Annotated in this window: 9 protein-coding genes and 1 other RNA gene; 6 read left to right on the forward strand and 4 right to left on the reverse strand. The window is 53.8% G+C overall.

The genetic code is table 11. The annotated features are described in order from the left end of the window. The first annotated feature begins 29 nt into the window (after positions 1-29). From Q7C33_RS03395 to Q7C33_RS03420, 6 genes are all read left to right on the forward strand, one after another. On the forward strand, positions 30-320 hold the full coding sequence (locus Q7C33_RS03395; protein ID WP_030139763.1) for a hypothetical protein: 291 nt from the start codon (positions 30-32) through the stop codon (positions 318-320). A 96-nt stretch (positions 321-416) separates the two neighbouring features. After that, positions 417-810: a transfer-messenger RNA gene (gene ssrA / locus Q7C33_RS03400) on the forward strand. 187 nt (positions 811-997) lie between these two features. After that, the gene (locus Q7C33_RS03405) at positions 998-2254 is read left to right on the forward strand and encodes an integrase domain-containing protein (RefSeq protein WP_407682825.1); all 1257 of its coding nucleotides are present in this window, start codon (positions 998-1000) and stop codon (positions 2252-2254) included. A gap of 950 nt (positions 2255-3204) precedes the next feature. Next, positions 3205-4185 (forward strand): integrase domain-containing protein, encoded by a 981-nt coding sequence (locus Q7C33_RS03410; protein ID WP_302098689.1) that lies wholly within the window; start codon positions 3205-3207, stop codon positions 4183-4185. Beyond that, on the forward strand, positions 4182-4457 hold the full coding sequence (locus tag Q7C33_RS03415) for a hypothetical protein (protein ID WP_302098690.1): 276 nt from the start codon (positions 4182-4184) through the stop codon (positions 4455-4457). The genes Q7C33_RS03410 and Q7C33_RS03415 overlap by 4 nt, the downstream gene beginning before the upstream one ends. Before the next feature lie 423 nt (positions 4458-4880). Next, positions 4881-8153 (forward strand): DEAD/DEAH box helicase, encoded by a 3273-nt coding sequence (locus Q7C33_RS03420; protein WP_407682826.1) that lies wholly within the window; start codon positions 4881-4883, stop codon positions 8151-8153. Between the two features lie 100 nt (positions 8154-8253). Here the strand turns inward: Q7C33_RS03420 and Q7C33_RS03425 are convergent, their stop codons facing one another. From Q7C33_RS03425 to Q7C33_RS03440, 4 genes are all read right to left on the reverse strand, one after another. Next, entirely contained in the window at positions 8254-8889 is a 636-nt protein-coding gene (locus tag Q7C33_RS03425; RefSeq protein ID WP_004416135.1) for an HNH endonuclease, read from the reverse strand. A gap of 1 nt (position 8890) precedes the next feature. Next, positions 8891-10186, reverse strand: a complete 1296-nt coding sequence (locus Q7C33_RS03430) for an ATP-binding protein (protein ID WP_302098692.1) — start codon at positions 10184-10186, stop codon at positions 8891-8893. A gap of 721 nt (positions 10187-10907) precedes the next feature. Then, the gene (gene dctA, locus Q7C33_RS03435) at positions 10908-12215 is read right to left on the reverse strand and encodes a C4-dicarboxylate transporter DctA (protein ID WP_407682827.1); all 1308 of its coding nucleotides are present in this window, start codon (positions 12213-12215) and stop codon (positions 10908-10910) included. A gap of 101 nt (positions 12216-12316) precedes the next feature. After that, positions 12317-13486, reverse strand: coding sequence for a mandelate racemase/muconate lactonizing enzyme family protein (locus tag Q7C33_RS03440; protein WP_407682828.1), 1170 nt, complete (start codon positions 13484-13486; stop codon positions 12317-12319). Positions 13487-13530 lie beyond the last annotated feature (44 nt).

A 13530-nucleotide genomic window follows, 5' to 3' on the forward strand; every position in this document is an offset into this window, starting at 1 on the left:
ACCGAGACCATACGTTCAAGGAGATACACATGAAGCGCACCGCACTTGCTGGCTTGTTCATTTCCGCTGCGATGTTGGCCTCTCCGGTGTTTGCAAATAGCCAGGCAGACCTTTGCCAAGTCAACCTGCAAAAAATCAAGGACGCCAAGGTCAGCACCGAGGAAATGAGTGAAAGCATGAAATCTGACATCGATGCCACTATCCAGCAGGCCTCCGCTGCCCAGGCCAAAGGTACCGAGCAGGGCACGAAGGAATGCATCTCGCTGACCACTCAAGCCATTCAGAAATTGCAGAACAACACCAAAGGCGATCAGCAGTAATGTCGCGCCCGGCCAACCTTCGGGTTGGCCTCAGACGCGGATTGGCGTACACTGCACATGCCTGCCGCTCCAACAGATTCACGGAACGCCAGGTTCGGGGCCGTTTAGGATTCGACGCCGGTTGCGAAACTTTAGGTGCATGCCGAGTTGGTAACAGAACTCGTAAATCCACTGTTGCAACTTCCTATAGTTGCCAATGACGAAACCTACGGGGAATACGCTCTCGCTGCGTAAGCAGCCTTAGCCCTTCCCTTCTGGTACCTTCGGGTCCAGCAATCACCAGGGGATGTCCGTAAACCCAAAGTGATTGTCATATAGAACGGAATCGCCGTGCAGTACGTTGTGGACGAAGCGGCTAAAACTTACACAACTCGCCCAAAGCACCCTGCCCGTCGGGTCGCTGAGGGTTAACTTAATAGACACGGCTACGCATGTAGTACCGACAGCGGAGTACTGGCGGACGGGGGTTCAAATCCCCCCGGCTCCACCACTTCATCATCTAAAGACGTCCACGGACGTCTTTTTTTGTGTCTGAAATCCAGTGAATACGGGGGTTTCAGGGCTTTTGCGGTCTTCTGAGATTTTTTGAGTTCCAGCCATTCGGGTATTCCAAACGGTATTCCAGGCCATCCGGTGCTAATCTTTGGAATACCAAATCAGAGCCTGAGGAAAATCTCATGCCTGCTCAAACCCTCCGCCTCTCCGATCGGCAGCTCAAGGGAGTCAAACCCGCGTCCAAGGATTATGTCCTCACCGACGGTGACGGTTTACAGCTCCGTGTACGCAGCAATGGCTCTCTGCTGTGGAATTTCAATTACCGTGAACCGGTGACCAAGAACCGTATCAACATGGGCTTGGGCACCTACCCCGAACTGTCACTGGCGAACGCCCGAAAGATGGCGGTCGAAGCACGCGAGCTGCTCGCCCAAGGCATCGATCCGAAGGTGCAGCGCGATACGCTGAGTGAGGCCAAGCGCGCAGAAACGGAACACACCTTCGAGAACGTGGCCACCGCCTGGTTCGAGCTTAAGAAAGACTCGGTCACCCCAGCCTACTCCGAGGACATCTGGCGGTCGCTCACACTGCACGTGTTCCCCGATTTGAAGACGACACCACTCGCGAAGATCACTGCGCCGATGGTGATCGCCTTGCTTCGTCCAATCGAAGCGAAAGGCAGCCTAGAGACGGTCAAGCGTCTCAGCCAGCGACTAAACGAGATCATGACCTACGGCGTGAACTCCGGCCTGATCTTCGCCAACCCGCTCAGCGGGATTAGGGCAGTCTTCAAGAAGCCCAAGAAAGAGAATATGGCTGCGCTTCCCCCCGAAGAACTCCCAGAGCTCATGCTGGAGATCGCGAACGCCAGCATCAAACGCACCACCCGCTGCCTGATCGAATGGCAGTTACACACGATGACTCGCCCCGCCGAAGCGGCAAGTACTCGCTGGGCAGACATCGACTTTGAAAGGCGTGTCTGGACCATCCCAGCAGAGCGGATGAAAAAGCGCCGCCCACACAGCATTCCGTTGAGTGATCACGCTGTCGCACTGCTGGAGTCACTGAAGACTCACAGCGGCCATCGCGAATACGTCTTTCCGGCCGATAGAAATCCACGCACTCACGCCAATAGCCAGACCGCCAACATGGCGTTGAAACGCATGGGTTTTCAGGATCGATTGGTCAGCCACGGCATGCGTTCAATGGCCAGCACCATCTTGAATGAACATGGGTGGGACCCCGAACTCATTGAGGTCGCACTGGCGCATGTCGACAAGGATGAGGTGCGCAGCGCTTACAACCGCGCCGACTACATCGAGCGCCGGCGCCCGATGATGGCTTGGTGGAGTGAGTACATACAGAAGGCTGCCACCGGCAGTCTGCTTGCTTCAGCATACGGCCAAGTCAGAGACAAGAACGTAGTGCCGATACGCTAGTGCTGTACAGGCGCAATGAAGGCAGCAACAACTGAGCGTTCAAGATTCAGGGCGAGCAGCCTCGCTTGTCCGCTTCTCAGTGCGGGTCCATCCAAACAGGGCTGCAAAGCCGCCCTGTTTGGATGGACCTTACTTTGAAGAGCTAAAAGCAACCACGCTGTCCGGGGTTTGCCACGGAGTTCCACCGGTGGACAATCGTTCTTCAAGTCCAATGTGGCCCTGAATTTCGAACCTTGACCCGGTTTATCCACAGGCGTAGAACTGGCCGTGCCAGCGCTGTCGATGACAGCAACCCAGGTGACCCGAACCTTGAAGGTCACGCCGCTCTCGCGGTGGTTCCCCCCAAAAGGCGATTAGCGTCCGGCAGCTCGCCCGGTCACCTCCCCGGTGATGGATGCCTACTTCAGATCATGGCCCTCGTGCGCCAGACGACACTTCCTACTTCGCTGCCCTGCAGCAACCTATCCGCTTGGCCGTTTCATTGCGCCAACCTGCGCCCGTCTCTTTCTTCTGGAAAGAGACGGGCGCTCCTATCGCTGCTGCAGCCCACCTCGTACAAGGCTTTGCGGCATTTCCTCTCGTGACAATCGGCGTGACAAACACCGAAGTCACCATCAACAGCGATGCAGATGATGGTGCCGCAGCCCACGGAATGGACTGCATCTGACTGACAGTCAGGCATGCCCCGGTCATCGCATAGCTGCCTCATCCAATTCAGGATCTCGCGGCGTCGGTCTCGTCAGCCAATGCAGCCTCCACCCGCCCACTTCCTCGGAAGTGTTCAGGAGGCCAGATCATGAGAAGCCCAAGCTCTTGGCCGTAAGGAGCCGCCAGTCCCGCGTAAGTGGACATCCCCACAGGCCGCAGGGGCCTTGATCCCTGACAACACTCAGCATTCTTGGCGGGATGACGTGGGGCGAAGACCTGGTGAATTAGGCGAGGTAACCGAAATGGTATTAGTAGGCAGGCGAGAAGGCCGCAATTTTGGCTACGGCAGGCAATTGAGCTACGCAGGGCCGCAGGCGCTGAAAGACATGTTCGGCGGAGGCCACTACGGCACGGTCAAGGCGCACTCTGATCGGTGGTTGGCATTCGTGAAGTGGTGTCGGTCTGAAGCGGGGCCCGGGGTCAATGATGCGCGGCAGATTGATCGGAAAGTGTTGGCCGACTATGCGGCGTATCTACGCGACATGGTTAGGCGCGGTGATCTCGCCGTCAGCACCGCACAAAATCGGCTATCCAGCGTTAACAGGACCATGGCAGCGCTTCGCGGTGATCAGTACGTGAAATTGCCCAGTCCGAGCAAGGCATTGGGTATGCAGCGCACCGGGGTTCGACACTCGGTGCCTCAGGGCCAAGAACGCGAACAGGTTAAGCAGATTGTCGATGTGCTTTGCAGCCATCATCAGCTGCGGGCCGCCGCGATAGTCCTATTGGCACGAGCCACCGGCATGCGCTTGCGTGAGGCTATCTTGGCGGACCTGCCACGGTTGAGCCGTGAGGCTAACGACTTAGGTAGGATCAACATTCAGGATGGCACCAAAGGAGGCCGCGCCGGAGCCTCGGCGCCGCGCTGGATTGCGGTGGACGACCATGTTCGAGATGCCCTTGGGTTTGCACGGCAGGTGTCGCCTGCGGGTAGCCGCAATCTGATTGCACCATACGAAAGCTACCTCAATCTCCTACAACAAATCATCCGCCCTGCGCGGGATATCCTGCATGCACACAACCTCAAAGGCTTCCATGAGCTACGAGCGGCGTACGCATGTGAGCGCTACGAGCAGATCACCCAATGCCCCGCGCCAATCAATGGTGGCAAATGTTACCAGGTAGATAGGAACCTTGATGGCGAGGCCCGGAGGCGAATCAGCTACGAGCTCGGGCACGGTCGGATCGACGTGGTCGCTGCCTACATTGGCGGACGGACATGAGTAAGCCATTCGATATGGAGCTGTTCTTGGCTAGCGTTCTGACCGGTTCGCACGCAACCCGGCAACGCCACGTGCGACAGGCAAAAATCATCCAGGCCGAAATTGCAGGGCGCTGGCAGCGAGAATCACCTTGGGCTTGGCAAAAAAAGCATGTGGTTTGGTTTCTTGAGCATCGCTTAAATTTACTCGGTGAAGCGACACGGTATTACTATTTGCTAACGGTGCGGTTGCTCGCTCGTCGTTTACAAAAAAAATGGGTTTTCGATCTCTGAGTGAGACCGGCTGCTATCGCGCCACATGGGTGACGTCGACACCGTCAGCGGCGTATCAGACTTTCAGCACAGGATCACAGCGAGCGTTGAGAGCCTTATCCTCTTCCTTATGTGGAAATGGGACAATAAGGTCAACTTTTGCAGTTTTTATTCAGTCGTTGATCGGAGCTTTCGCGTACCAGTACTAGCGTCAGGATTTCAGCCTAGGCCAAGCCTCGTGCTTGCAGAGAAAGCACCTCAAAATCTGGGGCCAGCGCAGGTCGGAGTTTTAGTTGTCACCAATTCGCGGGCACATAATTGGTGATCACTACGATAGTGAGCCATTCGCACGAATGCGCGTCACCCGCGCCATCATTAAGCCATCCAGTTTATAATCCTCCCCCTAAGCAGCGCCCTGCAATGGGCAATTCAAGGAGGATTCTGATGGTTGTGCTCCCACCAGTGGTTTACGAGCAACGCTGCTCTGTAGGAAAGATCCGGCATCAGCTACAGCCAGCCATCACGACCCGAGTCATCAATGAGACCTTGGTGAACGTGTCGCCCCGCATCAGAGAACGCTTGTGGCTGCTTGAATGTGGTAGCCGCGTCCTAATCACCAACCGGCCCAATGTCACTTTGCCCGACGGAGTGGATGGAATCATTCATCTGCGGGAGGACAAAGTCGTCTGGAGGACTCATCGCCTCCTTATCGATCTCAAAGCCCGAGTCCTCGAATCTGGGTGGGCCGATGTAGCCCGCGATGCGGCGCGGAGCTGGCACAATCAACTGTCATATCGAGCGGAACAACGTGACGCCAATGGGCAAGTCCCAACAGGACAGGAGGGATTGCGACCGCCCCAGTTAGGCGCTCTCTTTGCCATCGGGGCTCACTGGAGCCTCAATACACAGCCTGCAACGATTGTGATGCCCACCGGCACCGGCAAGACTGAAACGATGCTGGCTACGCTGACGGCGTACGGCCATTCGACCACACTTGTGGTCGTTCCTTGGGATCTTCTACGCCAGCAGACTGCGAACAAGTTTCAGAGCCTGGGACTGTTGCGCGCGCTGGGGGTGCTGCCAAACGAAGTGGCAAATCCAGTAGTCGGGCTGATCACATCCAAACCCAAGACGCTGGCAGATTTGGACATCTTCACCCAATGCAATGTGGTGGTTTCCACCATTAGTTCACTGGCATTCGAAGCTGGTAGCCCGCTCGCTGCTGAGATGGCTCAACGGTGCAAATCACTGATACTGGATGAAGCCCATCATGTTCCCGCCAAAACCTGGAGCGGGCTAAGATCAGCGTTTCACTCGCTGCCCATTTTGCAGTTTACTGCGACGCCTTTTCGCAGAGATGGTGAACTCGTCGACGGGAAAGTGATTTTCAACTACTCACTTGCCGCCGCGCAGCGGGACGGGTATTTCAAGCCAATACATTTCGAGCCTGTTCACCAGCCGTGCGGTGGCACCCAAGCCGACCAAGCTATCGCCGCGACAGCCCTAACTAAGCTACGACGTGACTTGAACGCGGGGTTTAATCACCTGCTCTTAGCCCGATGCAGCAGTATCGTCCGTGCAACCTACGTAGAACGTCTTTACCGACACCTCGCGCCTGAGTTTCAACCAATCCTGATTCATTCAAAGATCAACGATACTGAAGCTAAGCTGGCCGATCTGCGCTCAGGGGTGTCCCGGGTCGTGATCTGCGTCGACATGTTGGGCGAAGGGTTTGATCTGCCCGAGCTGAAAGTGGCTGCGCTCCATGACAGTCATCGGAGTTTGGCTATCACGCTCCAGTTTATCGGGCGGTTCACACGCGTGGCAGGAAGGAGCATCGGCGAGGCGACGGTGGTGGCCAACATTGGCGATCAAGATGTCGCCCAGTCACTGGAGCGCCTATACAGCGAAGACGCCGACTGGAATCAGGTACTGAGCGAGCTGAGTTCTAATGCTGTCCGGGAGCACAGGGAGTTGATTGAGTTCCTGCAAGCGTCCGAACGTCTGGATGAGGAAGGCGACTCGAAAATTTCTCTGTCACCTCAATTACTCCGCCCAGTTTTCAGCACTGCCGCTTACAGGGCTCAACAGTTTTTTCCCGAGCGGTTCCACCACGGGCTTTCCCAACAACTTCACATTGAGGGGGTCTGGCTCAACCGAGAAATGCGTACGCTTTACTTCGTCACCCGCGCCGAAGGCAGGGTTCGCTGGACTAATACCAAAGGCGTTCTCGACCGTGAGTGGACACTCTTCGTCCTCCACCACAATCCGGAGCTTGAACTGCTATTCCTGTCTTCAACTGATCATAGTTCTTTATTCCCAGAGCTAGCGGAAGAAGTCACCGGGCAAGCAGACCTTATCCATGGCGAACAGATGTTTCGAATACTCGGCCATGTAAACCGCTTGGTGTTTCAGAACATGGGCGTCAAGAAACACGGTCGACGTAATCTGAGCTACGCCATGTACACAGGCGCCGACGTTGCGGTAGCACTCGGTGTGGCCGAGCGTAGCGGCTCCGTTAAGAACAATGTCAGTGGTACCGGATGGGAAAATGGAGAGCGCGTTTCTGTGGGCTGCTCGTACAAAGGGAGGGTCTGGTCGCGAGAGCAAGGCTCCATACCGGAGTTCGTTCACTGGTGCGCTGCGGCTGGCGCCAAACTTCTCGATGACAGTATCGTTGTCGATGACATCATTGCAAACGTCCTCATTCCTAAGGAAGTGACAGCGTTTCCAAGCGACAGGAATGTGCTTGCTGTCGAGTGGCCGGTTGAAATCATGAGTATTGCAGAAGACAGGGTCGTGCTAACCACTCGGGCGTTTCCAAACGGCCTTCCTATCACGTTCGTCGATCTGAAATACCTTGATGTGCGAGATAACAGCATGAGGTTTGCCCTGAACTGTGACGAGACCGGCCAGTTCGCAGATTTCACCTTAACGGTAGGCGGAGAGAACGGCTTCGTCGTCGCACAGACAAGCGGTGAGGCAGTCGAACTTACCATCGGGAAAGCGTCAAGGGCGCTCAGCCAATATCTGAGTTCATACCCACCGCTGGTACGGTTCGTCGACCTGAGTGAGCTGGACGGAAACATGCTGATCGAGCCTAAAGACCCCAGGCATCTTGAAATCGGAGAAGAGCGCTTCGAGGCTTGGGACTGGGCAGGGGTCGACATCACAAAAGAATCCTACTGGAAAGACGGCATTACACGTGCTGACTCTATTCAGTGGAAAGCCGCCCAGCACTTCATCCAGGGTGATTTTGACATCGTTTTCGACGACGACGGCGCCGGTGAAGCCGCGGATCTTGTCTGTCTCAAGGAGGAAGATAATCGTATACGACTTGCGCTGATCCACTGCAAATATGCCGGAGGAGACACCCCTGGCGAACGAGTGAAGGATGTCGTGGAGGTCTGCTCCCAAGCGGTCAGGTCGGCCAAATGGAAATGGCGCTTTTCTGAACTCGGTAAGCACATACAAAGACGTGAGGATCGGCTGCGCTCCCTGCACCGTCCAACGCGCTACCTTGCTGGAAATGGGTTGAGGCTCAATGACTTGATCAAGACAGCACGCTTCAAACCCATTGAAGCCGAAATACTGATTGTTCAGCCGGGTCTATCTGCTGGTAATCGTACCGCTGATCAAAACCTCGTGCTGGCCGCCGCTGTGGCATATCTCAAGGAAACGATTGGGTGTGATATGGACATCGTTTGCAGTGGGTAGGCCGCGGTGGTGGTACCCAAGGTCTCCCTCACATCAAGATAGTGCCAGGTTTTAGCAAATAGGTTCCCTTGAACACTGGAACCTATTTAACTGCGAACCACTAGTGGCGCTCAACGAAACTCAGATGACCGAGCATTCTCTTGATCTCGGCCGGATTTGCGTCAGCTGGGCAATTGTCGAGGAAGCGCGAAAACTCCGCAACCATTGCCGAATCAAATGAATCCCAACCGGCATATTTATAGTCAAACCTACTCAAATTGCACAGCGTATATGTAGCTTTTCCTTTGCCGTTATTGAGAACCCTGTAAATACGCCTTCCATCCACCACAGCAATCTCAATATGATCTTCATAAACATCAAAATGAGGATGAATGATTTTATAGCGTCCAACACCCCGCGGATAAGAGACTGACCTCACCCCAACTAAAATATCGTGATCATCTTTAGGATTATTGCACTCCTTACAAGCGATCGCGAGATTCTCAGGATAAAATAGAAACTCAGGATAAATAGACTTGGCTAGTATATGCTCGATATCCCATGTATAACCATGCTCTTCTTTTTTCTCAATCTTGCAATATGCACACCGATAGCCTTGCTGTATCAAGTAGTGATCACGAATGTACTTCCGAACTGCCAAAATTGGCCCAGCAGTGCCATTCCAGAGATCATGATCAACTTTGTCATATGCATCAACAAAGTCTTTGATCGCGCCTTCATAATTCACCTTGATCATGTTAACCAGCCATAACTTTTACTTGATCAAGAAGATGAAGCACTGGATCCGATTCATCTAGACGGCCTCTCACATATTCCAACTCCCTAAGCTTTGACCTATCCAACCTTGAAAGAGGCTGCCCCTTATTAATTTTGGACAGGATAACGAGGAGAGTCCTGATGAGATATTCGTTTTTATAGCCGGGCTCATGAAAAACTTCGCTCAGCTGATAGTCAGCTGATTTTTTTGCATAATCCTCTGGGCGCAAAAGATTACTGGTTTCTAAATCTGCGACGAACCCGTTCTCCGATGTCAAGCCCGAAACTAGTTGAGGAGAGTGTGTCGCAATAATGAAATGACACCCTCGATAGTTTGAAAACGCCCCTTGAAGGATCTCAATAAACTCAGACTGCCATTTGGGATGCAAACTTATCTCTGGTTCATCTATACAAATCAGTGAGCCATCCTTTATCAAAGAGGACATTCCCAAGAACATTAAAAACATACATTGCTGGCCTGAGCTAGCATGATCCAGCTGCACTCTATCTTTAGTTTTCTTGTCATAGAGATGTATTCGGAAAACCTTGAGCAGCCCGCTCTCAATTAGCACAGGCAAAATATGCATGTACTCGCCCACACCATCTTGACCCCACATACCTGTATCGAAATCGTACCTAACAGTCGAAGCTCGACTTGTTTTGAATCCATTAGAAAAAAACGAAATCGCTGGCAAAATTTCCTTTTCAAAATCGTATTTAGAGCCACTCTCTGTACGACGGATTGCATCTTCCAAGTACGCTTGCGAGTTCCCGTTTCTTTGTGACGAAAGCGCTGAATTGATTCTCAGCTCTAGAATAACGCGCGGAAGGAATCCAATGTAATCTAAAATATAGTCAAACCTAACAGACCGGTCCCTTTCGATTTCAAATCTTGAAATCAAATTCGCTATCGATTTTGATATCACTGAGCCAGGTGATGATCGAAAGCCTGAGAGGCCAAGATAATGATATCCCTTCAGCTCACGCTCTCTAGTAAAATATGGATTCGGCTTTGGGAATCGGTCAAACCTGCTATTCGATACAGCAATCACTTGTGATGGCTGCGAAACAGACCTAGGCGACTCGGCCACATCATGAGCTGAGTTTTCTCGTCTATCTGAAAAAATATATGCGTTTGCGATTTTACTCAACGCCCTGGTCTTACCTACCGCATTTCGACCAACCAATAAGGTGTATACATTTTGATAATTATATGTTTCAGAGCTAATCTGAACAAATTCTCCACCGACATTAACTGCCTCAACCTGGAACTTCATACTTCATCCCTTTAAATCAATGTGCTCCTGCGAGCAGAACGATCACAATTTTCTTAATTTAGTGCTGGGTTATGGGGACAGCTCGTCAGCGGAATTTTTGGTTAGCGCGACCTCGATGTCAACATGACATCACCGATTGATCATCGGCCCCTTGGATAGCGCCCAAGATTCCTCTCCTCGGCGCGCGAGGTATCTGCTCGAAACCAGGAGCAATGCAGAGCCAACCAGGACTTTGATGGGTGAGAAGCGACCGTCAGGCCAGCCAAGCGCTAACGTGGATTCACGCGCGGTTTGTGACCACGGTACCTGTACTGCACCGACAAAGAGACTGCGCAGTACTTCGAGAGTCGGCTTAGCCAACACAGCAATCACTGACGGTATCGTTTGCTAGGCCCCCCTGTACCTGCGAGTGGGGACATCGTACGCGCAGGGGCAACAATCAACAGCGCGACCATTTGCTTGATAGACTCGATCCCGATTCGTTTTTTGGGCGGAGCTCAAAAAGCACCGTCTATCGGAATCCAGACCACGCAGCGTTCCAACTGGTATTCCAGGCAAGTTGACCAATAAATTATTAATCAGAAAAAACAGATAGATACCGACTTGTTTCAAATTACCCCGGCCCACCAATCCAACAAAAAAAGACGTCCTCGGACGTCTTTTTTTGTGCCTGGAATCCAGCCAAACCAAGCTCCCTAAACCACCAAGCAAGCAATACCAATCACTTCTGCGCAGCAAACACCCTACGCGCCGCCTTCTCATTTTTCATCGCCGCAATCTCCCGCTCACACGCTTCCACATCGAAAGAATTGTCCCACTTGGCAATGGCGATCGTGCCGATACCGTTCCCGATCAAATTCGTCACGGCTCGTGCTTCGTTGAGGAACCGATCGATGCCCAGGAGCAGGACAAGGCCTACCAGCGGAATGGAGTGGATGGTGGTGAGCGTTGCCGCAAGGGTGATGAATCCGGCCCCCGCCACGCCAGCCGAACCTTTCGACGTGAGCAGGAAAACGCCCAACAGGATCATCTGGTCCATAAACGTCAGTGGCGTATTGGTTGCCTGGGCAATGAAGATCGCGGCCATGGTCAGGTAGATGCAGGTGCCATCCGCATTGAAGGTGTATCCCGTCGGCAGCACCATTCCCACCACCGATTTCTTGCAGCCCAGCTTTTCAAGCTTGACCATCATTCGCGGCAGCACGGCCTCGGTTGAGCACGTCCCGAGCGTGATCAGGATCTCGTCCTTGAAGTAACGGAGAAACTGCAACAGGGGCATGCCTGACCATCGAGCCACCGTGCCCAGCACGATCACGATGAAGACCAGGGTGGTGACGTAGAGCGCGATCAACAATTGGCCGAGGGACAGCAGCGTACCGATACCATATTTGCCGATCGTGAACGCCATCCCCGCGCCAGCGCCAATCGGAGCCAGGCGCATGACCATGGCAACAACTTTGAACAGCCCTTGCAGGAACAGATCGATGGTATTGATCAGCGGTTTGCTGGTTTCCCCCATTTGAACCAGGGCCACGCCCATCAAGACAGAAAGCAGGATGACTTGCAGCATGACGCCATTGGAGAACGCCCCGATGAAAGTTTGCGGAATGATGTTCATGAAGAAATCAATGGTGCCGCCCTGCTCCGTGGCGGCTTGGCTGTACTTGGCGATAGCACTGCCATCGAGCGTATCGACATTGATGTTCATCCCAACGCCAGGCTTTACAACATTGACCACGACAAGGCCGATGACCAGGGCGATGGTTGAAAGAATCTCGAAATAGACCAGCGCCTTGACGCCAATCCGGCCGACCTCCTTGATGCTGCCCATCTTGGCGATACCGACCACCACGGTGCCAAAAATAATGGGGGCCAAGAGCATTTTGATCAGTTTGATAAAACCATCTGCGAACGGTTGGAGCTTGGCGCCGAACTGCGGTTCGAAGTGACCGATTGCGGCACCGACCGCGATGCCGATCAGCACTTGGATGTAGAGCTGGCTGTACCAGCGGGACTTGGAGATTTCCACGGGAGCACCTCATTTTATTGTTGTGATGGGCGTGTGGTGTGGCGCCAACGGTTGACGCCGGATAACGGCGGCCTCAGGCGAAGAGGCCGCGTTCGGGGCTGTCAGCCCTCGCCCAATTCGCGCATGACGGCGTACAGGGCGGACTTGGCTTCGAAGCCGACACCCGGGATGTCCGGCAGCCCCACGTAGCCGTTTTCCACGCGAATCCCGTCGGCAAACCCGCCGAACGGCTGGAACACGTCGGGATAGGATTCGTTACCGCCCAGATGCAGGCCTGCGGCGATATTCAGCGACATCTGATGGCCCCCGTGCGGAACGACGCGACGCGAAGACCAGCCCATCTCCTCCATCACTTTCAGGGTGCGCATGTACTCAACCAAGCCGTAGGACAGCGCGCAGTCGAACTGCAGGTAATCGCGATCAGGGCGCATACCACCGTGACGCAGAAGATTACGGGCGTCCTGATGGGAGAACAGGTTTTCCCCGGTGGCCATGGGCAGTTCATAGTGATTTGCAAGCTCAGCCTGGAGTGCGTAGTCCAGCGGATCGCCCACTTCTTCGTACCAGAAGAGGTTGTATTTCTTGATGGCCTCCGCGTATGCAATACCGGTCTTCAGATCGAAACGACCGTTGGCATCGACCGCCAGTCGACGACCATCACCTACCACTTCAAGTACCGCTTCGATGCGACGGATATCTTCGTCCAGAGGAACCGCACCGATCTTCATTTTGACAACGTCGTAGCCACGATCCAGATAGCTCTGCATTTCCGCTTTGAGCTTGGTCTGGTCTTTGCCAGGGTAGTAATAACCACCTGCTGCATAGACCCATACCTTGTCATCTGCCACACCGTCGCGATAACGGTCGGCCAGCAGGCGATACAGAGGTTTGCCTTCAATCTTGGCAACGGCATCCCACACCGCCATATCAATGGTGCCAACTGCGACGGAGCGCTCACCATGGCCACCGGGTTTTTCGTTGGTCATCAGGGCTTTCCAGATGGCGAACGGATCAAGGTTATTGTTTTCTTTATCGATCAGCGACTCAGGGTCGGCTTCGGTGATGCGCGCCAGGAAACGGTCACGCATCAAAGCACCTTGACCATAACGACCGTTGGAGTTGAAACCGTAGCCGATGACCGGTTTACCCTCGCGAATCACATCCGTGACGACAGCGACGACCGAGCAGGTCATCTTGGAAAAGTCGATGTAGGCGTTGGCAATTGGCGAGGCAATGGAAACGGTTTTTTCACGGATGTCGACGATGCGCATGGCGGGTTCCTCTTGTTGTTGATGGCCCCACGTTATGCTTTGCG

The sequence above is a fragment of the Pseudomonas sp. BP11-1-1 genome (assembly GCF_052112105.1).
Classification (GTDB): Bacteria; Pseudomonadota; Gammaproteobacteria; order Pseudomonadales; family Pseudomonadaceae; genus Aquipseudomonas; species Aquipseudomonas alvandae.

Bases quoted from the DNA above. Each gene is read 5' to 3' on its own strand.
- Q7C33_RS03395 (WP_030139763.1), top strand. From the start codon at position 30: ATGAAGCGCACCGCACTTGCTGGCTTGTTCATTTCCGCTGCGATGTTG.
- Q7C33_RS03405 (WP_407682825.1), top strand. From the start codon at position 998: ATGCCTGCTCAAACCCTCCGCCTCTCCGATCGGCAGCTCAAGGGAGTC.
- Q7C33_RS03410 (WP_302098689.1), top strand. From the start codon at position 3,205: ATGGTATTAGTAGGCAGGCGAGAAGGCCGCAATTTTGGCTACGGCAGG.
- Q7C33_RS03415 (WP_302098690.1), top strand. From the start codon at position 4,182: ATGAGTAAGCCATTCGATATGGAGCTGTTCTTGGCTAGCGTTCTGACC.
- Q7C33_RS03420 (WP_407682826.1), top strand. From the start codon at position 4,881: ATGGTTGTGCTCCCACCAGTGGTTTACGAGCAACGCTGCTCTGTAGGA.
- Q7C33_RS03425 (WP_004416135.1), bottom strand. From the start codon at position 8,889: ATGATCAAGGTGAATTATGAAGGCGCGATCAAAGACTTTGTTGATGCA.
- Q7C33_RS03430 (WP_302098692.1), bottom strand. From the start codon at position 10,186: ATGAAGTTCCAGGTTGAGGCAGTTAATGTCGGTGGAGAATTTGTTCAG.
- Q7C33_RS03440 (WP_407682828.1), bottom strand. From the start codon at position 13,486: ATGCGCATCGTCGACATCCGTGAAAAAACCGTTTCCATTGCCTCGCCA.